Annotated in this window: 13 protein-coding genes; 3 read left to right on the forward strand and 10 right to left on the reverse strand. The window is 66.1% G+C overall.

Going from position 1 to position 21,136, the window contains the following annotated elements; translation table 11 throughout:
- The 4 genes from A5652_RS03460 to A5652_RS03475 all read right to left on the reverse strand — a co-directional run.
- Nucleotides 1–2,045: adenylate/guanylate cyclase domain-containing protein (locus tag A5652_RS03460; protein WP_232001075.1), on the reverse strand; the 2,045-nt coding region annotated here is incomplete at its 3' end.
- A 63-nt stretch (nt 2,046–2,108) separates the two neighbouring features.
- The gene (locus A5652_RS03465) at nt 2,109–4,793 is read right to left on the reverse strand and encodes an adenylate/guanylate cyclase domain-containing protein (RefSeq protein WP_232001076.1); all 2,685 of its coding nucleotides are present in this window, start codon (nt 4,791–4,793) and stop codon (nt 2,109–2,111) included.
- A 72-nt stretch (nt 4,794–4,865) separates the two neighbouring features.
- Entirely contained in the window at nt 4,866–8,072 is a 3,207-nt protein-coding gene (locus A5652_RS03470; protein ID WP_255361802.1) for an adenylate/guanylate cyclase domain-containing protein, read from the reverse strand.
- Between the two features lie 81 nt (nt 8,073–8,153).
- Nucleotides 8,154–11,324, reverse strand: a complete 3,171-nt coding sequence (locus A5652_RS03475; protein WP_067346655.1) for an adenylate/guanylate cyclase domain-containing protein — start codon at nt 11,322–11,324, stop codon at nt 8,154–8,156.
- 190 nt (nt 11,325–11,514) lie between these two features.
- Here A5652_RS03475 and A5652_RS03480 point away from each other — a divergent pair, with 190 nt between their 5' ends.
- The 3 genes from A5652_RS03480 to A5652_RS03490 all read left to right on the forward strand — a co-directional run bounded on the left by A5652_RS03480 (nt 11,515) and on the right by A5652_RS03490 (nt 14,793).
- On the forward strand, nt 11,515–12,111 hold the full coding sequence (locus tag A5652_RS03480) for a hypothetical protein (protein ID WP_067346658.1): 597 nt from the start codon (nt 11,515–11,517) through the stop codon (nt 12,109–12,111).
- Between the two features lie 130 nt (nt 12,112–12,241).
- Nucleotides 12,242–13,441, forward strand: coding sequence for a cytochrome P450 (locus tag A5652_RS03485; RefSeq protein WP_067346681.1), 1,200 nt, complete (start codon nt 12,242–12,244; stop codon nt 13,439–13,441).
- A gap of 116 nt (nt 13,442–13,557) precedes the next feature.
- Complete coding sequence (locus tag A5652_RS03490) at nt 13,558–14,793, forward strand: cytochrome P450 (protein WP_067346660.1); 1,236 nt, start codon at nt 13,558–13,560, stop codon at nt 14,791–14,793.
- 10 nt (nt 14,794–14,803) lie between these two features.
- Here the strand turns inward: A5652_RS03490 and A5652_RS03495 are convergent, their stop codons facing one another.
- The 6 genes from A5652_RS03495 to A5652_RS03520 all read right to left on the reverse strand — a co-directional run.
- The gene (locus A5652_RS03495) at nt 14,804–15,958 is read right to left on the reverse strand and encodes a glycosyltransferase family 1 protein (RefSeq protein ID WP_067346662.1); all 1,155 of its coding nucleotides are present in this window, start codon (nt 15,956–15,958) and stop codon (nt 14,804–14,806) included.
- 51 nt (nt 15,959–16,009) lie between these two features.
- On the reverse strand, nt 16,010–16,567 hold the full coding sequence (locus A5652_RS03500; RefSeq protein ID WP_082983754.1) for a DUF3592 domain-containing protein: 558 nt from the start codon (nt 16,565–16,567) through the stop codon (nt 16,010–16,012).
- An 11-nt stretch (nt 16,568–16,578) separates the two neighbouring features.
- The gene (menD, locus tag A5652_RS03505) at nt 16,579–18,225 is read right to left on the reverse strand and encodes a 2-succinyl-5-enolpyruvyl-6-hydroxy-3-cyclohexene-1-carboxylic-acid synthase (protein ID WP_067346667.1); all 1,647 of its coding nucleotides are present in this window, start codon (nt 18,223–18,225) and stop codon (nt 16,579–16,581) included.
- 45 nt (nt 18,226–18,270) lie between these two features.
- Nucleotides 18,271–19,059, reverse strand: coding sequence for an alpha/beta fold hydrolase (locus tag A5652_RS03510; RefSeq protein ID WP_067346669.1), 789 nt, complete (start codon nt 19,057–19,059; stop codon nt 18,271–18,273).
- Nucleotides 19,056–19,982, reverse strand: coding sequence for an o-succinylbenzoate synthase (locus tag A5652_RS03515; RefSeq protein ID WP_232001078.1), 927 nt, complete (start codon nt 19,980–19,982; stop codon nt 19,056–19,058). The genes A5652_RS03510 and A5652_RS03515 overlap by 4 nt, the downstream gene beginning before the upstream one ends.
- 50 nt (nt 19,983–20,032) lie before the next feature.
- Nucleotides 20,033–21,136, reverse strand: a 1,104-nt coding sequence (locus A5652_RS03520; RefSeq protein WP_067346673.1) for an amidohydrolase, incomplete at its 5' end; no start/stop codon positions are given.

A 21,136-nucleotide genomic window follows, 5' to 3' on the forward strand; every position in this document is an offset into this window, starting at 1 on the left:
GCCACGGCGTACGGGTCCGACCCATGAGCGAGCAGGCGGCGGCACCACTCGACCGTTCGTTCGGGGTGGCCGGCCAGGGTGTGCACACTGCCCAGCCACGCCTCGAAACCGGAATGCATGCCGGTGGGTCTGCTGTCGACAACGATCTGGCCGGCATCGCCGTACCGGACGGCCTCCTCGAGCCTTCCCGCTACATAACACCACGACACCATCGCGTAAAGCGACGCCAGCCGGGGGTGCTCGGTGGCGCGAGCCGGTTCGATCATTTCTTCGGCCCAGGCGATGGGTTCGTAATTCTCGATCATCAGGCCAAGTAACGAAGCGTACGCCGCGATCGGGACCGCGACGTCGAGGTCGGCATGGTCCGCGGCCCAGCGAAACGCACTACGCAGATTCGGAAGTTCAGCGGTAAGCCACTTGTAGGCCTCTCGCTGGCGGGGGCTGTCCCACAGGGCCATGATGTCGGTTTCCCGCCCGGCGAAGTGGCGGGCGTGGGCGTTGCGTGCCTCAGTCGCCTCACCTCGGGCCACCAATTGTTCCTCGGTGAACTGGCGGATCGTTTCCAGCATGGAATACCGCGTTTGACCGGTTGACGGGTCGGCGATCAGCAGCGACTTGCGCACCAGGGCATCGAGCAAATCCAATACGGCGTACTCGTCGGAGGCATCGAGTCCGCTTACTGCGCAGGCACTTTGGAGGTCGAAGCCACCCGCAAACACCGAACATCGCGCCAGTAGATGTCTTTCAGAGTCATCTAGCAGATCATGAGACCACGCGACGGTGTGGCGTAGCGTTTGGTGCCGTTCCAATCCCCGACGTGTTCCGGTCAGCAGTTGGAAGCGGTGATCGAGGCGGTCACGCACCTCCTTGGCGGTCATCGACCTCATCCGTGAGGCGGCGAGCTCGATGGCCAGTGGGATCCCGTCGAGGCGAGCGCAGATGTCCACTACGGCGTCGGCATCGCCGGTGATCGAGAAGTGCGGCGCGACGGCCTGGGCCCGTTCGACGAACAGGGTGACAGCCGACGAGTCGGTTCCAGTCTCGAGCGACGGCACCGGCCAGAGTTGCTCATCAGCGACGCCCAGTCCTTCGCGGCTGGTGGCCAAGACTTTTACGGTCGCCGAGGCGGCGAGGATGGCCTCAACCAGGTCGGCGGAGGCGTTCACGACGTGCTCGCAGTTGTCCAACAACAAGAGTCGGACCCGGCCCTCCAGCGCAGTGGCCACGCTGTCGGCCATGCTCTTGCCCGGCTGCTGAGTGATGCCCAGCACTGTCGCCACCGCATCGGGCACCGCCGCTGGATCGGTGACCGCGGCGAGCTCGAAAAGCCAGACTCCGTCCGGGAATTCGTCGGCCAACCGCTCCGCGACCTCCAACGCGAGGCGCGTCTTGCCGACACCACCCACCCCGGTCAGCGTGACCAACCGATGGGCCTTCACGGCAGCTTCGATCTTGGCGACCTCGGCCTCACGTCCGATCAAACTGGTAGTGATGGGATGCAGATTTCCCGGACTCGTATCTAGCGCCCGCAGTGGCGGAAACTCCGTCGGCAGTCCCGCCGCCCGGACCTGAAACACCCCAACGGGGATGGGCACGTCTCGCAAGCGCCGTGGCCCCAAATCCAACAGGTCAACTCCATTGAGGAGACCCGCGGTCGATTCGGCCAACAGGATCTGACCACCATGCCCGGCGGCCATCACCCGCGCCGCGCGGTTGAGCACCGTCCCGAAGTAATCTCCATCGCGAAACTCGGCCTCCCCGGTGGCGATACCCATTCGCACCGGCAACTCCAGCGCTTCCTGCGCGGCGATCGCGGCCTCGACTGCGGACACCGGTGACGCGAACGCGGCGGCCACACCGTCGCCGCTATGGCTGAACACGTAGCCGTCGCGCTTCTCGATCGCACTGCGCAGCACCTTGTCGTGCGCAACCAGGGCTTTCCGCATGTTGTCAGCGTCCGATTCCCACCGACGCGTCGAACCCTCGATATCGGTGAACAGAAATGTCACCACCCCCGAAGGGGTGGGTGCCGCGGACACGCTCACAATATGTCACACCGCGCCGGCTACCACCCAGCAAACCGCGACTGACTCTGGAGGTCCGGCAACTCAACTATTGGAGACTGCGTTCAGTTGCGCCCGCGCCTGGTCGATTTGGTCGTAGGCGTACCTCGCCACGGCGGCGCGGGTCATCAATGCACCCTTCCGGGCCAGCGATTCATACGTCTGGTCGCCGAGCACATCGCGCAGATGTGCGATCGCGGTATTGATCTCCGGGGTCGCTAGTGCGGAGAGCGGGCTCAGCGCGAAACCGGCGATGGTCGCTGCCGGCTCGTGGCGTCCGAGGCGGTCGAACAACGCGGCGAGGGCGGCCAACGGTGTGGTGATGGTCGTGACGTCGCCCGAGTCGTGCATGGTACGGATCGCTTGGCTGAGGTGATCGAACGCGGATGCAATGTCACCGTGCATGGCCTCGAGGCGGCCCAGATTGAGCACCAATTGGGTTTCGGACAACCGGTTGCCGCTGTCTTGAGCGATCATCAAACCTCGGCGGGCAGCGTCAAGAGCACGGTCGGGGTCCGTCTCGCGAAAGGCGAAGCTATCGGCGTAAAGCGCAAACGAGAGCATGAACGGGTTTGCCGTTGCCTCCGCAGCCTCGACAAGACCCTTCGTGGCTTCGATCGCCTCGTCAAGGGATCCGCCGCCGTTGACCAGGCCGAAAATCAGGCTGGTCCGGTTGAGGACGTTGATGTCGGGACCGTCCTGAGGCTGGGCGCGGCACCACTCGACCCACCGTTCCGGATGGCCGCTCGACATGTACGCGCCGCCGATCATGCCTTCGAGGTGGGATGGCAACGCACCGCGACGCTCGAGAAGAACGTCCCGGGCAGCGTCGGTGTAGTGGACGCCTTCATCGAGCCGTCCGGTCAGGTAGCACAGCGATGCGACCGCGTATATCTCCGCAAGCCGTGGGTGGTCGGCGGCGCGGGCGGCTTCGATGACTTCTTCGGCCCAACCGCTCGGCTCATAGTTTTCGGTTACCAGTCCGAGGAGGCCAGCGTAGCTGGAGACAGCGGCGGCGACATCGAACTCGTGATGGTCGGCGGCCCACCGGAATGCGACGCGCAGGTTAGCCAACTCGGTTGCAAACCAGTCGTACGCCTGTCGTTGTCGCGGGCTGTCCCACATGGCGAGCATGTCGGCCTCACGTTCTCCGAAGTGGCGGGCATGCGCGGCCCGGACCGTGGCCCCTTCACCACGGGCAACGAGCTGTTCCTCGGCGAACTGCCGGATAGTCTCCAGCATCGAGAACCGGGTTCGCCCAAACGACCGCTCGGCAACGAGCAGCGACTTGCGCACCAACGCGTCGAGAAGATTAAGGACAGCGTAGTCACCCGAAGCGTCGGGACTTGCAACCGCGCAGGCACTTTCGAGATCGAACCCACCGGCGAACACCGAACATCTTGCCAAGAGCGACTTTTCGGCGTCACCGAGTAGGTCGTAGGACCATGCCACCGCATGACGCAGCGTCTGGTGGCGTTCCAGTCCGCGTCGTGACCCGACCAACAGCTGAAATCGTTGATCGAGACGATCCCGCACCTCGGTTGCCGTCATCGACGCCATCCGCGACGCCGCCAACTCGATGGCCAACGGAATCCCATCCAGTTTGCGGCAGATGTCGACTGCAGCATCCATTTCGCCGGAATGGGCCAGCGAGAAGTCCGGCTCGACGCTGTGCGCACGCTCAACGAAAAGGCTGACGGCGGCCGAGTCGCTTCCAGAATTAAGGTCGAGCGACGGGACGCGAAATAGCCGTTCGTCAGCGGCCCCGAGTCCTTCGCGGCTGGTGGCCAACACACGCACCGTCGCCGAATGCTCGAGGATAGCCTCTACCAAGTCGGCGGCGGCGTCCAAAATGTGCTCGCAATTGTCGATGACCAATAGCCGGACCCGGCCCTCCAACGCGGCGGCCACGGACTCACTCACGGTCTTGCCCGGCTGTTGGGTAATGCCCAGCACCGCCGCCACCGCATCGGGCACCGCCGCTGGATCGGTGACCGCGGCGAGCTCGAAAAGCCAAACCCCGTCAGGGAACTCGTCAGCCAACCGCTCCGCGACCTCCAACGCGAGGCGCGTCTTGCCCACACCACCCACCCCGGTCAGCGTGACCAACCGATGAGCCTTCACGGCAGCTTCGATCTTGGCGACCTCGGACTCACGTCCGATCAAACTGGTAGTGATGGGACGCAGATTTCCCGGACTCGTATCTAGCGCCCGCAGTGGCGGAAACTCGCTGCGCAATCCGGCTGCCCGCACTTGAAACACCCCGACCGGCATCGGCACATCCCGCAGCCGGCGCGGCCCTAATTGCAGCAAGTCCACTCCGCTCAGCAGACTTGCTGTCGAATCGACCAGCAGGATCTGACCGCCGTGCCCGGCCGCCATCACGCGCGCGGCGCGGTTCAGCACCGCACCGAAATAATCGCCCTCGCGCAACTCGGCCTCGCCGGTCGCAAGCCCCATCCGGACCGGTAACTCAAGCTGCCGCTGCGCAGCAACCGCCGCGTCGACCGCCGACCTCGGCGACGAGAACGCGGCACAAACCCCGTCACCGGTGTGCTTGAAAAGGAAGCCGCCGTGCGCCGCGATAGCGTTACGCAACACCTCGTCATGGGCAACCAGCGCCGCGTGCATTTCCTCGGCGTCGGCCTCCCACCGACGGGTCGAACCCTCGACGTCGGTGAACAGGAACGTCACCACCCCAGAAGGCGGTCCCCCTGCGGACACCCGCACAGGATTTCACATCGAGCCAGCTACCACCCAGCAAACCGCGACTGACTTTCAAAGCTCTCGGAATTGGTCTGTTCACGGCAACGTAGCAGCCCACGCGATATGTTCCTGGTAGTCAAGCGCTTTCGCCATTTCGCGGTGGTCATGCAGGAAGTGCGAATAAGAGTCGGCATCACCCCGGCTGCGGGCCAGCAGCACCCGCAACCGCAACGACCAGATGTCGCGCATCACCAGACCCTCATCGGCTGGCGCGGTCATCAATCGGTCAATCGCTGCCTCGGCTTCAGCCACATCAGCGACGGCCCCGCGATCAAGCAATGTCTCCGCCAGAACGGCCGTCGCCGGAACGCCCCACAGAAGAAGGTGTTCTTGGCGAAACAGATGGTCGGCGGCGGCACGCATTACCGGTAGGGCGGCATCGTGATCACCTTGCCTCGCCGTCTCGCGTGCCGCGTAGACCTCCACGATCGGCAAATCGCTTAGGTTGTGCCCTTGGTTCAGGAACACTTTGCCGGTCTCACCCAACAGCTCCTGGCCCAGACGACGCTCCTCAATGGTGTCGCGGTGCGCCAGCGCGACGCCCAACGTCGCTTTGATGAAGCCCACCACCACGTCATCACTGGATCGCTCGGCGCTCCGCAGAGCGTTCTCGATCTCGTGCAGTGCACCATCATCGGCCCTCAGCACGCCGAACGGTATGCCCAGCAAGTAGATATAGCCGACAACCCCGGCGTATGACGCGGGGTCAGCGCGACGGGCCATAGCCAGGCCGTGTCGCAGATCTGCCGGCCATCCAGGGCGACCCAGAAAATAGCGAGCCATGCCCCGCGACACAAAGGCGAGCGCTAATGGACACCCGACAAGAAAGTTGCCTTTCAACGGATCCCCGGCAGCCAAGTCGATAACGGCCTCCGACCATCGCAGGACGTCAGACCATTCGGCGTCCTCGATCTTGCCGTAGATCACCGGGAAGGACAGCCCGACTATCAGGGTCGCGTCTCCGACCGACTCGGCGAGGTCCCAGGCTTCCGATGCGAGCTGCGACGCCTCGCGCACCCGGTCCTGATGCGCGTAGCCAACCACCATTCCCGCAGTCGCGATGCCAAGTGATGCCTTGTCCCCCGCGGCGCTGCACAGCTCTCGTAATTCGTCAAAGTGGTCACCGGCAACGCTTGCGTGGACTCGCCAGCCCGTCCCGCACAACATGGTGCGCGGAGCGATGCGCATTTCCGTGCGGTGCGGGTAATCGGCCGGCAGCGCATCGGCGATCTCCGCCGCTCGTCCCCAGCTCGCTCGCGCCGCACTTATGTCGCGGTTGGTCGCCCAGGTGGCGGCACGCATGTGCCAGCCATAGGCGTCGTGCAGGTCACCGGCTGCCTCCACATGTTCTGCGATCAAGGCTGCATTTTCGTCCGCCGATCCCGGATCGCGGGCTTCGATTGCGGCGGCCACTCGCCGGTGCAGATCTGAGCGATCCGATCGGAGTTGTGCGCCGTAGGCCACCGAATGAATGAGCGGATGATGGAACACATACTCCGGTTGTCGCGTGACGCTGACTACGTCGATGAGCTGAGCCGCCACCAGTTCGTCGACGACAGGCTCAACACCCAACGCCGTAAGCAGGTCGAGGCGCAATCGCGAGCCGATGACTGCGGCTGCGCTCAACGTGCGCTTGGCTTTCGGACGGAGCCGGTCGATCCGCGCGGCGATGGTCGCCTGCAAGGTCGCAGGCACGCTCACTTCGCTGACCTCCGCGGCCGACGTATAGGCACCCGGCTCCCCAAGCAACACTTTGCGCTCGGCCAGTTCCCGCACCAATTCCTCGGCGAAGAACGGATTACCCGCGGCCCGCTCGGCGACTCTGCGCGCCAAAGCATCGACCGACGGGTCGGGCCCGAGGAGATGTGCGACGAGTGCTGCGGTTTCTGAATCGCTCAGCGGCGCAAGGGCAATGGTGTGCGCATCAGTCAGTCGGGTCAGAGCGCCGTGGTACTCCGGTCGGTACGCGACCAGCACCAATGAAGGCGTCCGTGGGATCACCTCGAGAAAATCGGTCAGCATCGACTCGCTGATCTCGTCGATCCAGTGGGCATCCTCCACCACGTAGACCGCGGGAGCGCCGCGGGACAAATTGGCTGCGTTCACCAGTGCGGCCAACCGCCGCCGGCGCGCATTCGGATCGATCGCGGGTACGGCGGTGATCGGGTCGGCTATGCCCAGCAGGTCATCAAGCAGCAGCATGTCTTCTGGGTCTGCTTTGGGAAATCGGTCTCGCACTCGCGCGCGGGCCGCCTGCCCGTCAAGACCCTCGACGCCGGTCGCCACCCGCAGCAGCCGCGCCACTGCATGAAAGGGGAGTTGGCTGGTGTGTGACTCGCAGTAGGCGGTTAACACCTCCACACCCCGGACCATGGCCATCGCGGCTACCTCGCGCACCAGACGACTCTTGCCGATGCCAGGTTCGCCCACCACTGCAACCACAGCGCCATGGCCTCCGAGCGCGCGGTCCAACAGGTCCTCGACCATGGACATTTCCCATCGGCGACCGACGAGATCCGAGTCGGCGCGTTCCCTAGCGCGATGCCGGTCTCCAATGCCCAGTAAGCGGTAGGCGATGACCGGTTCGTTGGCGCCCTTTATGCGGACCATCTCCGGTTCACTCAGCGTCGCTGAGTCATCAACCAGTCGCGCGGTGGACAAGCTGAGCATCACCCCACCCGGCGGCGCGACCGATTCCATTCGTTGAGCCAAGCCCACCTGATCACCGATCGCGGTGTAACCGAAAGGTCCCGAGCCGATTTCACCGGCGATTACCTGACCGGAGTTAAGTCCCACGCGCACGAGCAGTTTCGCGCGGTCCCGGCGCTCGACCTCAGCGCCCAGAGCTTTCGCTTCCTCCTGAATGCTCAGCGCCGAGAGACACGCGCGAAGGGCATGGTCCTCGATTGCCGCCGGCGCACCGAACACCGCCATGATGCCGTCGCCGGTGAACTTGTCCACCGTGCCGCCATACCTCAGGACAACGGCCGCACAGCGGTTGGCCAGGTGGACCATGATCTCGCGCAGCCGCTCCGTCCCGACGGTCGCCGCGATCTCCATCGAATGCACCACGTCGGCGAACAAGACGGTGACTTGCTTGTATTCGGCCGAGCCGGTCGCCTGATGCAGGGGTGTACCGCATTTGCTACAGAAATTCGCCGCCGAACTGAATTGCGCGCCGCACGAACCACAGACCAGCCCGGTCTGGGCCAGTTCGCGCCCGTCGTCCCCGTGGGGGCCCACGTCAGTATCGTTTCACCGCTGGTCAACGATGTCCCGCAGATCGGCAGGCCAACTGTGACGACTGAGACGAAATTTCGAGACTCATGGCATCGCCGCGGCCCAACTGATGTGGCCGTCGTAGCCGTGTTCGTTGGCCATTGCACGATACCGATCCCTGAAGTCCTGATAGGCGGCGTCCTCACCGCGCGCTCGCGCCAGCAGCGCCCGCAATCGGAGCACCCAGACCTCACGTATCGCCAGAACCTCTGCGGCCGGTTCGCCCGCCAGCCGCTCGATTGCCGCGTCGGCTTCGGTCAGATGATCGGCGGACGATTGATCGAGCAGTGCCTCCACCAGAACACCCGTCGCGGGAAGGCCCCACCCCAGCCCTAGCCCCTTGCGGAACAGATGGTCAATCGTGGCACGCATGAGCGGTATGGCCTCGCTGCGATCTCCACGTCGAACCTTCTCGCGTGCCAAGTACATCTCGACAATCGATAATTGCGACAGAAGGTATTTCGGGCGTACGGACCCATCGTTTAGTTTGGCCAGCAGCCTATGCCCTCGGTCCCGTTCCTCACCTGCGTCCCGGTGCACCAGCGCAACACCCAACGTCATCCGGGCGATGGCCAGCGCCATATCATCACCAGATCGTTCGGCGATCTTCAAGGAATTGTCGATCTCGCGTATCGCACGATCGTCGGATCTCACTGCGCCATAGGCTATTCCCGCAAAGTAGACGTATGCGACAACCGTGACGTAGGACATGGGGTCGGTGTTGCGGGCCATGGTGAGACCCTGCTCCAGGCCTTCTTGCCAGCCGTCGCATCCGAGGGCATACCGAGCGATTGCCCGGTTCGTCAAGGCCAGCGCCAAGGGAGATCCGATGATGAAGTTCCCTTTGGCCGGGTCACCGGCGGCGAGGTCGATGACTCGCTGGGACCAGCGCAGCACATCGGAATATTCGACATTCTCGCCTTTTGCGAAGATGGGGGCGACCGACAGCCCCACTGTCAAGGTGGGGTCATCGATCGACTCGATGAGAGCCATGGCCTCCGATGCCACTTCCGATGCCTCACGCCGCCGATCGTCAAGGGCATAATCCATTACCAGCCCGACCATGCCGATGGCCAGTGAGGGCTTGTCTCCGGCCGTGGCGCACAATTCGCGAAACTCGTCGAAGCGCTCGCCGGCCACGTGCTCGTTGACCCGGAAGGCGATGCCACACAACATGGTTCGGGGAGCAATGCGCATGGCCAATCGGTTGGGATCATCGGCGGGTAGGGCGTCGGCGATCGTGCGGGCACGCTCCCAGCTCAGCCACGCCGCGGCGATGTCGCGGTTGGTCGCCCATGCCGCGGCTCGCAAGTGCCAGCCGTAAGCGCCGTGCCCGTCGCCGGCGGCCTCCAGATGACCGGCAATCAAGGCGGCATCTTCATCGGCCGCTGCCGCAGCGTGTGATTCGATCGCAGCCGCAATGCGCCGGTGCAGTTCGGCGCGGTCCGATCTGAGCTGCGATTCGTAGGCCACCGTACGGATCAGCGGATGGTAGAACACATACTCGGGTTGCTGGCTGGGCATTTGATTGATGAGCTGAGCCGACACCAGTTCCTCGAGCACCGGCTCGATGCCCAGCGTTTCCAATAGATCCCGGTTGAAGTTCGAGCCGATGACCGCCGCCGCGCTCAGGGTACGTTTCGCCTTCACACCCAGCCGGTCGATGCGCGCGGCGATGGTGGCTTGCAGGGTGGCGGGCACGCGCACCGCAGCACCTTCTGTCGTCGAGATGTACGCGCCCGAATTGCCTTGCAACACACCGCGATCAGCGAGCTCGCGCACCATTTCTTCGGCGAAGAACGGGTTTCCGGCGGCCCGCTCGGTGATAATCGTGGCCAACTCCCCGACTGATGGGTTTGCCCCGAGCAGCTCCGAGACCAGTCCTGAGGTCTCCGAATCACTCAGTGGCGAAAGGACAATGGTTCGGGCACCGGCGAGCCGGCTCAACGCGCCCTGGTATTCGGGGCGGTAAGTGACGAGCACCAGCGTCCGTGTCTTCGGGATGACGGCGATGAAATCGGCCAGCAGCGACTCGCTGACCTCGTCGAGCCAATGGGCATCTTCTATAACGAACAGCGCCGGGGTTTCGCGGGCCAACGACGCGGCGTTGACCAGTCCGGTCAACCGCCGCCTCCGCGCATCCGGATCGATCTTGGGCAGCTCCACATCGGGATCGGCGATGCCCAGCAGGTCATTCAAGAGCAGCAAGTCCTCCGGCTCCGCCTCGCGAGCCCGAGCCCGGATGCGTGCCCGCGCGGCGGGGGGGTCAAGGCCCTTGATGCCGGTGACCGCACGCAGCAGCCGCCCCACGACGTGAAACGGGATCTGGCTGGTATGTGATTCGCAGATGGCGGCGAACACATCGGCACCCCGAACGGCTGCCATGGCAGAGACGTCGCGCACCAGGCGGCTCTTGCCGATGCCCGGTGGCCCCACCACACCGACAACCGCGCCGTGGCCATCGAGCGCGCGCTCCAGCAGGCTCTCGACCGCCGACATCTCCTCGCTTCTACCGATCAGCTTCGACTCGGCATGCCAGGCACCGCGCTGCTCGTCGCCCATGCCCAGCAGCCGATGGGCCGGCACCGGTGTGTCGGAGCCTTTGATCCGAACCAATTCAGAGTCACCGAGGTTCGCCGCGCCCTGCACGAGTCGCGCTGTCGACGCGCTGAGCATCACCCCGCCCGGCGGGGCCGCCGATTCCATCCGCTGAGCCATTCCGACTTGTTCACCTACGGCGGTATAACCGAAAGGCCCCGAGCCGATTTCGCCGGCGATCACCTGACCGGAGTTGAGTCCCACTCGCAACTGCAGACGTACACCGTCGCGGGCGTCGACGTCGACGGCAAGCCGCTTCGTCTCCTCCTGAACCCCGAGCGCCGCCAAGCAGGCGCGCACGGCGTGGTCCTCCAACGCGACCGGCGCGCCGAACACCGCCATGATGCCGTCGCCGGTGAACTTGTCCACCGTGCCGCCGTACCGCTGCACCACCGCCGCGCAGAGGTCGGCGACGTCGGCCATGATCTCTCGGAGTCGTTCAGCGCCCACGGCCGCCGCGATGTCCATCGAATGCACTACGTCGGCGAACAGGACCGTTACCTGCTTGTACTCCGCGCGGGTATCGGGTCCTTTGACTGGGGAGCCACAGCCGTGACAAAACCGGGCGTTCTCCAGCGGCTCAGTGCCGCACGTTTGGCACGCCGCTATGGCCGTCATTCGACCCTCCGCCGGTCCGGGGCCCAAGGTTTCCAGAGTCCTCAAAGGATAGGCGGTGGGTCACCTTCACGCACCAAGAGGCAAGTACCCGTACCGCAAGACAGGTAGTCGGCTACGCACCACATCCGATCGAGTTCAGCGAAGGATTGGGCGCATTCACCAATCGTCCCAAGACTGACCGGAGGACACCATGCACAGCACCCTGCAAGACGTGCGCCAGACCGACGTAGCGGCCGGAATCAACCCGGATGTTCTAGCACTGTCCGACCTCCGCGGCCGAGTGGTCTACCGTCCTGACTACGTACAGCACCTACCCAAGAGCCAGCTCGACAGGATCGCCATGGACACGGTGGGCCGCAGCCTTGGAACACAAATGCTCAACCTGACGGCGCGCCATCCCTACGCAGCCGCCGGCTATGCCGATTTCTATGAGCCCGGTCGCTGGGACTGTGAAAGCGACCTCGTCTACATGGAATCGATCCACCAAACCGGGTCATCACCGGGAGAATGGGACGGAACGGCGGCGTATGCACGATTCACCCCTCCCCGAACCGGCACATACATAGTGGCGGTGAACTTTTCCGGATACCAGCAGACGATGAGCCTCTACGGTCCGTGGGGAACAACCACCGCCCACTGCGCGACCACAAGTGACTCGGCGGCGACCACGGCAATCTGGAATGGGACTGCGGGACAGAGTCTTTACTGCACATTCTCGTCGCGCGCCGACAGCGGCTACTCAGGAATCGCGTACTTGATGTCATTCCAAATCTTCGAAGCCGCCTGAGAACCTCGTCCAGATACGGGCCGGTGTGCGCGCCCCCGGCGCTATCGTTTTCACAGCGCCGGTCCATCCGCGAACGGCGGTCACCACTCGGAGGTAGACCGTGACGGAAGACGCAATCAGCATCGGGGGAATCGATCTCGCCGATCCGCGCACCTACGCGCAAGGCATCCCGCACGAGGCCTACCGCACACTGCGCGAGCGCCTGCCGGTGGCATGGCACCCGTATAAGGACGGACCGGGGTTCCTCGCGCTGACCGGTTACGACGAGGTGCTCGCCGTCTCCCGCGACAGCGCCACATGGTCGTCGGAGGCGGCGGCCGTCTGGTTTGAAACTCCCAGCGCGGACGACCTGTTCGACCCTCGCGGCGTCATGATGATCACAATGGACCCCCCGCGCCACACGGCGCTGCGCACCCTGGTCAGCAAGGGCTTCACACCGCGACAGGTCGACAAACTCAATGCGCGCATCATGGGCATGGCGAGCGAGGTTGTCGACACCGTCATCGAACGGGGTGAGTGCGATTTCGTCAACGAAGTCGCCGGGGCACTGCCTTCATACGTCATCGCCGAACTACTCGGCATCCCACTGAAAGACGGTTACCGGCTTTACGAGCTGACCGAGGTCATGAACACCGGCGTGCTCGGCGACCAGCACGCCATCCAGGCAGCGATGGAAATGATGGCGTACTCCACGGAGCTCATGGCCCGTAAGCGCGCACATCCCGATGATGACATCGCGACATCGCTGCTACATGCCGAAGTCGACGGCCAACGCCTCACCGATCTGGAATTCAACTCCTTTTTCATGCTGCTCATCAATGCGGGCGGCGACACGACCCGCAATTTGGTCGCCGGCGCGATGTGTGTGCTGATGGAGAATCCCGAGCAACGGTCCAAGCTTGAGGCCAACTCGTCGCTGCTGCCGACGGCGGTCGAGGAGCTGTTGCGCTACGTCAGCCCGGTGATAGCGTTCGCCCGAACGGCCACGAAGGACACCGAGCTGCGCGGGGTGCCGGTCAAGCAGGGTGACAGGGTGGCGATGTTCTACCCGTCGGCCAACCGGGACGAGACACACTTCGCCGAGCCCGACCGACTCGATTTGACTCGAAACCCCAATCGGCACCTCGCATTTGGCGCGGGCGGCACACACTTCTGCCTCGGCGCGAACTTGGCCCGCGTGGAGGCATCCGCGCTCATATCCGAGGTGTTGACGCGGATGAAGAACCTTGAGCGGGCCGGTCCTGTCGAGCGGATGGCGTCGACGTTGATCAACGGCATTCATGCGATGCCAGTCCGGTTCACGCCTGGTTGCCCTGTGGGCACTCACTGATCCATGGGGTAAGTACCGGTACCGCAAGACAGGTAGTCGGCTACGCATGTGCTGAGTGATTAAAACCCCGAGGCTGAGGCATGAAGGTACTTCGCCGACCAGCCTTGGGGGCCACCATGACCATCACAGTTGACGCGCCGAGCTGCCCGAACGTCTTTGACGCCGGACTTCCGACGATTGACTACGAGCACTGCCGAAGCCTGGAAGAGGCGCACGAGATCATCAGCCACGCACGTCAGCAGGCACCGATCGCCATCGGTCCCCACGGGCCGGAGTTTTTGACCTATGAATTGGTTCGAACCGTCCTGCGTGACCCGCGATTTCGCGTGCCCCAGGGCATGTTCCTGGCCTCGCAAGGCATCACCAGCGGCCCGCTGTGGGAGCGGGTCGCGACGAACCTGATCAGCCTCGACGGTCCCGCGCACCAGCGGCTGCGCCGCCTCGTGTCCAAGGCCTTCACGCCCCGGGCCACCGCGCGGTTGAGCACCACGATCGTCGAGGTGATCAACGAACTGATCGACGAGCACACCGCAGCCGGGCGCTGCGACGTGGTCAGCGATATTGCCCGTCAATATCCAATCCCGATCATCTGTGCGCTGTTGGGCGCCCCGGCCGAGGATTGGAAGCTGTTCTCGGAATGGACGGACGACATCTTCAAGGCCTTCAGCTGGGAGGTCGCGGCGCATGAGCGGACCATCTTGGCGGCATGGGATGAGCTCGACGCCTACATCGACGACATGGTCGCCCAGCGGCGGCTCACGCTGACCGACGACCTGCTCTCGGATCTGATCCGCGCCGAGGACGACGGCGATCACCTCAACGCCGAAGAGCTGCGGATGCTGGTAGCGGGCCTGTTGATGGCCGGCACGGACACCACACGCAACCAGTTGGCCGCCTCCGTGCAGGTGCTGGTCGATCGCCCCGACCAGTGGGCGATGCTGGCCCAGCGTCCGGAGCTCGCCGCAAACGCGGTCGAAGAGACGATGCGGCATTCACCGATCGCAGGCCTCACGCTGCGCATCGCCCTCGAGGACGTCGAGGTCGCCGGGTTCATGATCCCGGCCGGCACGCTGGTCATCGCCAACACGGCTGCCGCAAACCGCGACCCCGCCGTCTACGACGACCCCGACCGGCTCGACATCACCCGCGTGGAAGCCGCACCGATGCAGACCTTCGGCGCCGGCATGCACTACTGCCTCGGCGCCAACCTGGCCCGACTGGAGCTGAGCGAAGCCCTGACGGTCATGGCACGGCGCATGCCCAACGCCCGCCGCACCGGCCCCGCCCCGTGGAAGCCCCTCACCGCCATCAGCGGACCGGCCACGCTGCCAATCGAATTCGACCCGTCATAGGACCGCCGGCTCACTCGCCCTGCGCGTACCGGCCCGAGACGATCTGCCGTCGAACGAACGGCGACAGCACCGCCTCGTAGTGACCCAGCAACTCGTCGCAGATGACCGGCCAGCTCCGGCCGACCACACTGCGCCGGGCGGCCGGGGAGTAGCGGGCCCGCTCGGCGATCAAGTGTGCAACCGCGTCGGGCAGCCGGGACTCGAACTCGCTGACGGCCAGCAGCAGACCGGTACGCCACGGCGTGACGAGGTCACGTGGGCCGCCGGCGTCGGGCGCGATCACCGGCAACCCCGACGCCAGCGCTTCTTGCACGACCTGACAAAACGTCTCGTGCTCGCCGGGATGCACGAGCACGTCCATACTGGCGTACGCCGCGGCGAGTTCGTCGCCGTATAGCGCACCCGTGAAAACCGCTGTCGGCATTGCCGATTGCAGCTTGATGCGGTCGACGCCGTCGCCCACGATGACGAGCTGGACCGCGTCGTCGGCGGCCAGCCCGATCAGGCGCTCGACGTGCTTTTCGGGGGCGAGCCGACCCACGAACCCGACCACCGGCTTGCCCTGCGGCGACCACTGCCGTCGCAGCGCCTCGTCGCGCGCGGACGGCGCGAACCGCAGCACATCAACGCCGCGTGCCCACCGATGCACACGCGGAAAGCGATGAGCGACAAGTGATTCCATGGTCACACTGGACGGCGCCAGGGTACGGTCGGCGAGGCCGTGCAGATGACGGAACCACGCCCACGCCGCCCGTGCGGTCATCGGAATGCCATAGCTGGCCGCGAAGCCGGGAACGTCGGTTTGATACACCGCGACCGTCGGCACCCCCAGCCAGCGGGCCGCCCGCACCCCGCCGTAGCCCAGCAGCGCCGGCGAAGCCAGATGCACCACGTGCGGATCGAATCCGCGCAACACCTTCACCAGCCGGGGCGTGGGCACACCGAGCGGCAGGGTGGTCACCTTGGGGAACATCCGGGACGGCACCCGGTGAACGCGGATCCCGTCGTAGATCCGGTCCGCCCGCGGCTGCCCGGGGGGCGCGTCGGGGGCGATGACAAGGGCTTCGTGACCCGTCCGGCGCAGATGCTCGAGCACCCGGATCACCGAGTTGCTGACACCGTTGACTTCGGGGAGGAAGGATTCCGCGACGATGGCAACGCGCACATCACTACCGTGTCAGCGCCGCCTGTCGATAAGGTTGCCTACGGGCATACGTCATGCGAAATTTGCAGGTCCGACGCTTTTAGCGGCCTGGCCCTCGGTTGCGTCCGGTGGTACGTCGCGACGGTCGAGCCACTTGTCCAGCAGCGCCAGCGCGATCAGGATCGCGGCCGCGCCCAACCAGCCCGCGACCGCGATGGACCCGGCCGGGATGATCGCCAGCCCGGCATTGCGATGCTGCACGCGCACCAGGTTCGGATCGTTCTTGTTGTACTCGACGTAGATCCGCATCCCGGTGGCCAAATGGGACGGGTAGAGCACGCCGAGTTCGGGACGATAGGTGACCCGCTCGGGGGTGACGAATTCGATGGTGGAACGGCGCGGTCCGGCGCTGAGCACCTCCGCCTGCGCGACACCCATGTTGTGCGTGATCGCGAGGTCGTCGCGCCAGGCGCCGGCCACCAACAGCGTGGACTGCAACGTCACGAGGCCGGCCACGATCAGGACCGCAATTCTGGCCCATCGCAACGCAATTCTGGCAGGCGTTTTCGGCGGCTCGTCACTACGGCCATGAATCAGTAAGCGCAGCAGAGCTTTTGGATATACCGCCATCTACGTGCGCCTCACAGCGCGGCCTTGATGGCGGCGTGCAACTGCCGCAGCGATGACCTGTCGGCCTTGACCTCCAGCACTCGCATTCCGGGTCCGGGTTCGTCGAGCGCTGTGGGCAATTCGCCGACCTCGATCTGCCGGCTCTCGACGTGGTAGGCGCGGCACAGCGCGCCCACGTCGACGTCGTGCGGCGTGCCGAAGATCCGGGACGAGACGTCGGAGAACCGCGGGTCGCCCTGTTCGAGCAATTCGAAGATGCCGCCACCGTTGTCGTTGGAGACGACGATCGTCAGCCGGCGCGGGATGGGCTCGGTGGGGCCGATGAGCAACCCGGAGCTGTCGTGCACGAACGTCAGGTCACCGATAAGCGCGACGGTGCGCGCCGGGCTGTCCGGGCCGCCCTCGCGTTCGTGGGCGAGCGCCGCCCCGATGGCGGTGGAGACCGTCCCGTCGATCCCGGCGACGCCGCGGTTGGACCGCACCCGGATGTCGTGGGTGTCCAGGCCGACCAGCGCCGCGTCGCGGACCGGGTTGGAGGCCCCCAGCACCAGCTGGTCGCCGGGCACCAGCGCGTCGGCCACGGCCGCCGCGACGTGCAGGCCGGTGGTCAGCGGGTGCGCGTCGAGCTGGCTGCGGACGGCGGCCAGCGCGTGCCTGTTGGTTTCCGCACAGCGATGCAGCCACGCGGGGTTCGGCGCTCCGGTGGTGACCGCCCGGGTCCCGGTGGCCTGCGAGTTGCCCGAAACGTCCGGCCAGCGCGGCCCGGTGGTCAGCGCGAACACCGGCACCTGCGGGTCGGCCAGCAGCGCCGACACCGGCCGGTGCAGGGTTGGGCGGCCGAGCATGATGACCTGCTTGGGCCGCAGCAGGGGCAGCGCGAACGGGTGCAGCGGGTTGGCCGGGGCGGGCGCCGTCGGCTCGGCGACGGTCGGCAGCTGGGCCAGGTTCGGCTGCACACCCGCGCCGTGCCCGGCGATGACGACCGTGTCGGGTGACAGGTCGATGTCCAACGGCTGGTCGAAGCTGACCGGCGGGGTGTAAGTCCACGGGCGCCCGCCCGGGCGGCCCTGCGGCGTCGGCGTTTGAGGTTCGGGATCGGGCACCAGGGGTTCGCGCAGCGGGATGTCGAATTGCACGGGGCCGGCGTTGGCGGTACGGGATCCGGTGGCGGCCACCAGCACCCGGCAGGTGGCCGATCGCCAGGTGGCGTTGGCCGAATCCAGCCGCTCGGGGGCGTCCTCGGCCAGGCCAAGGCTGATGGTGGCCCGCACCTGCGTGCCGAAGTAGCCCAGCTGCTCCATGGTCTGGTTGGCCCCGGTGCCCAGCAGCTCGTAGGGCCGGTTGGCCGACAGCACGATCAGCGGCACCCGGGCGTAGTTGGCCTCGATCACCGCCGGGCCGAGGTTGGCGACGGCCGTTCCGGACGTCATGGCGACGCAGACCGGCGCGCCGGCGGCAATCGCCAGGCCGATGGCCAGATAGCCGGCGGTGCGCTCGTCGATGCGGACGTGCAGGCGGATGCGGCCGGACCGGTCGGCATCCTGCAACGCGAAAGCCAGCGGGGCGTTCCGTGAACCGGGACACAGCACCACGTCGCGGACACCGCCGCGAATCAGCTCGTCAACGACGACGCGAGCCTGAGTCGTCGAGGGGTTCACTCCTACAGGGTGTCACAGCCCGCCGAGGATGCCCGCCGGGTGCACTCAGCCGTTGGCCTCGCCGAAGAACTTGAGCATGGCGGCGTTGACGGCGTCCGGCCGCTCGAAGAAACCGAGATGACCGGCGTCGGGTATCTGCACGTATCGGCCGTTGGGCAGCGCATCCGCTACCTCGCGGCCCATATGCGGCGGCGTCAGCACGTCGTCGGAGAAGCCGATCACCAGCACCGGGGTGGTGATGCTGCGATAGGCGGTCAACCGGCTGGTGTACGGCGCGATATCAAGCTGCGCGCGCGTGCCCGGGGTGGGCTTGATGGGCCAGGTGGAAAACATCGCAATCCAGTCGGCGACCGCGGTGTCATCGTTGAGCGTCTTGCGGGAAAAGTTTTCCAGCAGGCGGATTTTGGCGTCGTACGCGGCCGGCATCTCGACACCGGTGTCGGACAGCTCGGCCTCGGCGTCCCGAAAGAACTGCCGGGCCCGGTCCATGCGGCCCCGGGTACCCATCAGCACCGCCGAGCTGACCAGCTCGGGCCGGGCCAGCATGAGCTCCTGGGCGATGAACGCGCCCATCGACATCCCGACGATGCGGGCCGGGGCCGCGTTCAGGTCCTCGATCAGCGCCGCGGTGTCGGCGACCATGGTTTCCGTCGTGAATCCCTGGGCGTTCTCCGTGGCGCCGATCCCGCGATTGTCGAAGGTGATGACGCGGTATCCGGCCCCCAGAAACGCGGGGACTTGATAGGGGTGCCAGGTTCGTCCGGCGCCGCCGTGGCCGGCGATAAATACCACGGGCTCACCGGAACCGCGGTCGTCGTAAGCCAGGTTGATCACCCGGACGACGGTACAAGCAACCGATGGCAGGCCTTGACCCGGTCGATCCACCACTGCCGCCGCTCCGGCGCCGCCCGCAGCGCCCGCAGCCGCTCCGGGTCGGGCGTGACCGGCCCCACCGGCAGGGCGCCGTCGACGGGCGCGGCGGTCTCGGCGACGTCGTCGACGAACAGCCCGCCGGTGCCCAGGCCGCAGGCGTACCGAAGTTGCGGCAGCGCCGCCGCGGCGCTCAGCCCGGCGCCAATTCCCACCGCCGAATCGAGCGCGCTGGAGATCACGACAGGGATGTCGATCTGCGCGGCGATCTCGAGCATGGCCGAAATCCCGCCCAGCGGAGCGACTTTGAGCACCGCGATGTCGGCGGCGTGCGCGCGCACCACCGCCAGCGGGTCGTCGGCCTTGCGGATGCTCTCGTCGGCGGCGATCGGCACGTCTGGCATATCCGGGCGCCGGCGCAGTTCCGCGAGCTCGTCGACGCCCGCACAGGGCTGCTCGAGATATTCCAGCGGCCCGTCGGCGGTCAGCGCGGCCGCTGCCCGCGCTGCCTCCTCGACGCTCCAGCCGCCGTTGGCGTCCACCCGCACTGTCGGGACCGACTCGCGCACGGCGTTGACCCGTGCGACGTCGTCGGCCAGGGTCTGCCCGGGCTCGGCCACCTTCACCTTGGCCGTGCGGGCTCCCGGGAAGCGGGCGAGCACCTCGCCCACCTGCGCGGCGGGGACGGCCGGCACAGTCGCGTTGATCGGGACGCGGTCGCGACGTGCCGGCGGCGGCTTTCGGTAGGCGGCTTCGATGCCCGACGCCAGCCAGTGCGCCGCTTCGCGCGGCTCGTATTCGACGAAGGCCCCGAATTCGCCCCACCCGGCCGGGCCGTCGATCAACGCGACTTCGCGGGTGGTGATGCCGCGGAAGCGCACCCGCATCGGAAGCGCCACGACGTGCAGGCGGTCGAGCAGGTCCTCGAGCGTCGGCGTCACGCGCTGTGGACCTGGCGGCCCGCCAGATACGTCGCCCGCACCTGAAGGTCGGCGATCTGCTCGGGCGGCACCGTTCGCGGATCGGCAGAGAGCACCACCAGATCCGCGTACTTGCCGACCTCCAGCGAGCCGATCACGTCGTCGGAGAACAGGTGCCAGGCCGCGTCGATGGTTTGCGCGCGGATCGCCTGCTCCACGGTCAGGCGTTCCTCGGCTCCGAGCACCCGACCGCTCGGCGCAGTGCGGGTCACGGCGACGCTGATGTTGCGCAGCGGTTCTTCGGGTGTGACGGGCGGGTCGTTGTGCAGTGAGATGCGCATCCCGGTGGCAACCGCGGATCCGGCTGGCATCCAACGGGTTCCGCGTTCCTCGCCGAAGAGGCCGTCGACGATGACGTCGCCCCAGTAGTGGATCTGGTCGACGAAGATGCTGCACGTCACCCCGAGGTCGTGCGCGCGCCGCAGTTGCTCGGGCCGGATGGCACCGACGTGCTCGAGTCGCAGCCGGTGGTCGTCGCGCGGATGGCGGCGCAACGCCTCTTCGTACACGTCGAGGATGGTGTCCACGCCCGCGTCGCCCTGCACGTGGCAGGCCATCGGCCAGCCCAGCGGGAAGTACGCGCCGACGATCTCGTGCAGCTGCTCTTTCGTGTAGTTGGCGCAGCCGCAGGAGCCCGGCACGACGCCGATGATCCGGGTGGCCTCGGTGTCCAGATAGGGAAACGAGAGGTCGATGTTGCCGATCCAGGGCGAGCCGTCGACCCAGATCTTGATGCCGACCTGCCGCAGGATGTCGTCGCCCTGCCCGGGTGTGGCGGCGGTGGACATCTGCGGGTTGGAGATCTCGTAGGTGCGCAGCCGCACGGTGAGCCGCTCGCGCAGTTGTTCGACCACCGGCCGGAAGTTCGGGTCGAAGGCCATTTCCGAGCAGGTGGTCAGGCCGGCGCGGTTGAGCCGGGCGCACTCGGCGAGCAGCATCTGCGGGTAATCGCCGAAGTCGATGGCCCCGGCCAGCAGCTGGAACACCGCGCCGGTCTCCTCGGCGGTGCCGTCGAGTTCACCGTTGGCGTCGCGGCCGAACTTGGCCCCCTTGGGGTCCGG

Origin of the sequence: Mycobacterium sp. 1165178.9 (assembly GCF_001673555.1) — a bacterium.
Classification (GTDB): domain Bacteria; phylum Actinomycetota; class Actinomycetes; order Mycobacteriales; family Mycobacteriaceae; genus Mycobacterium.

Excerpts from the sequence above, each read along its gene's own strand:
- A5652_RS03515 (WP_232001078.1), bottom strand. The coding sequence starts at position 19,982 with ATGCGGGTGCGCTTCCGCGGCATCACCACCCGCGAAGTCGCGTTGATC.
- A5652_RS03500 (WP_082983754.1), bottom strand. The coding sequence starts at position 16,567 with ATGGCGGTATATCCAAAAGCTCTGCTGCGCTTACTGATTCATGGCCGT.
- A5652_RS03480 (WP_067346658.1), top strand. The coding sequence starts at position 11,515 with ATGCACAGCACCCTGCAAGACGTGCGCCAGACCGACGTAGCGGCCGGA.
- A5652_RS03475 (WP_067346655.1), bottom strand. The coding sequence starts at position 11,324 with ATGACGGCCATAGCGGCGTGCCAAACGTGCGGCACTGAGCCGCTGGAG.
- A5652_RS03490 (WP_067346660.1), top strand. The coding sequence starts at position 13,558 with ATGACCATCACAGTTGACGCGCCGAGCTGCCCGAACGTCTTTGACGCC.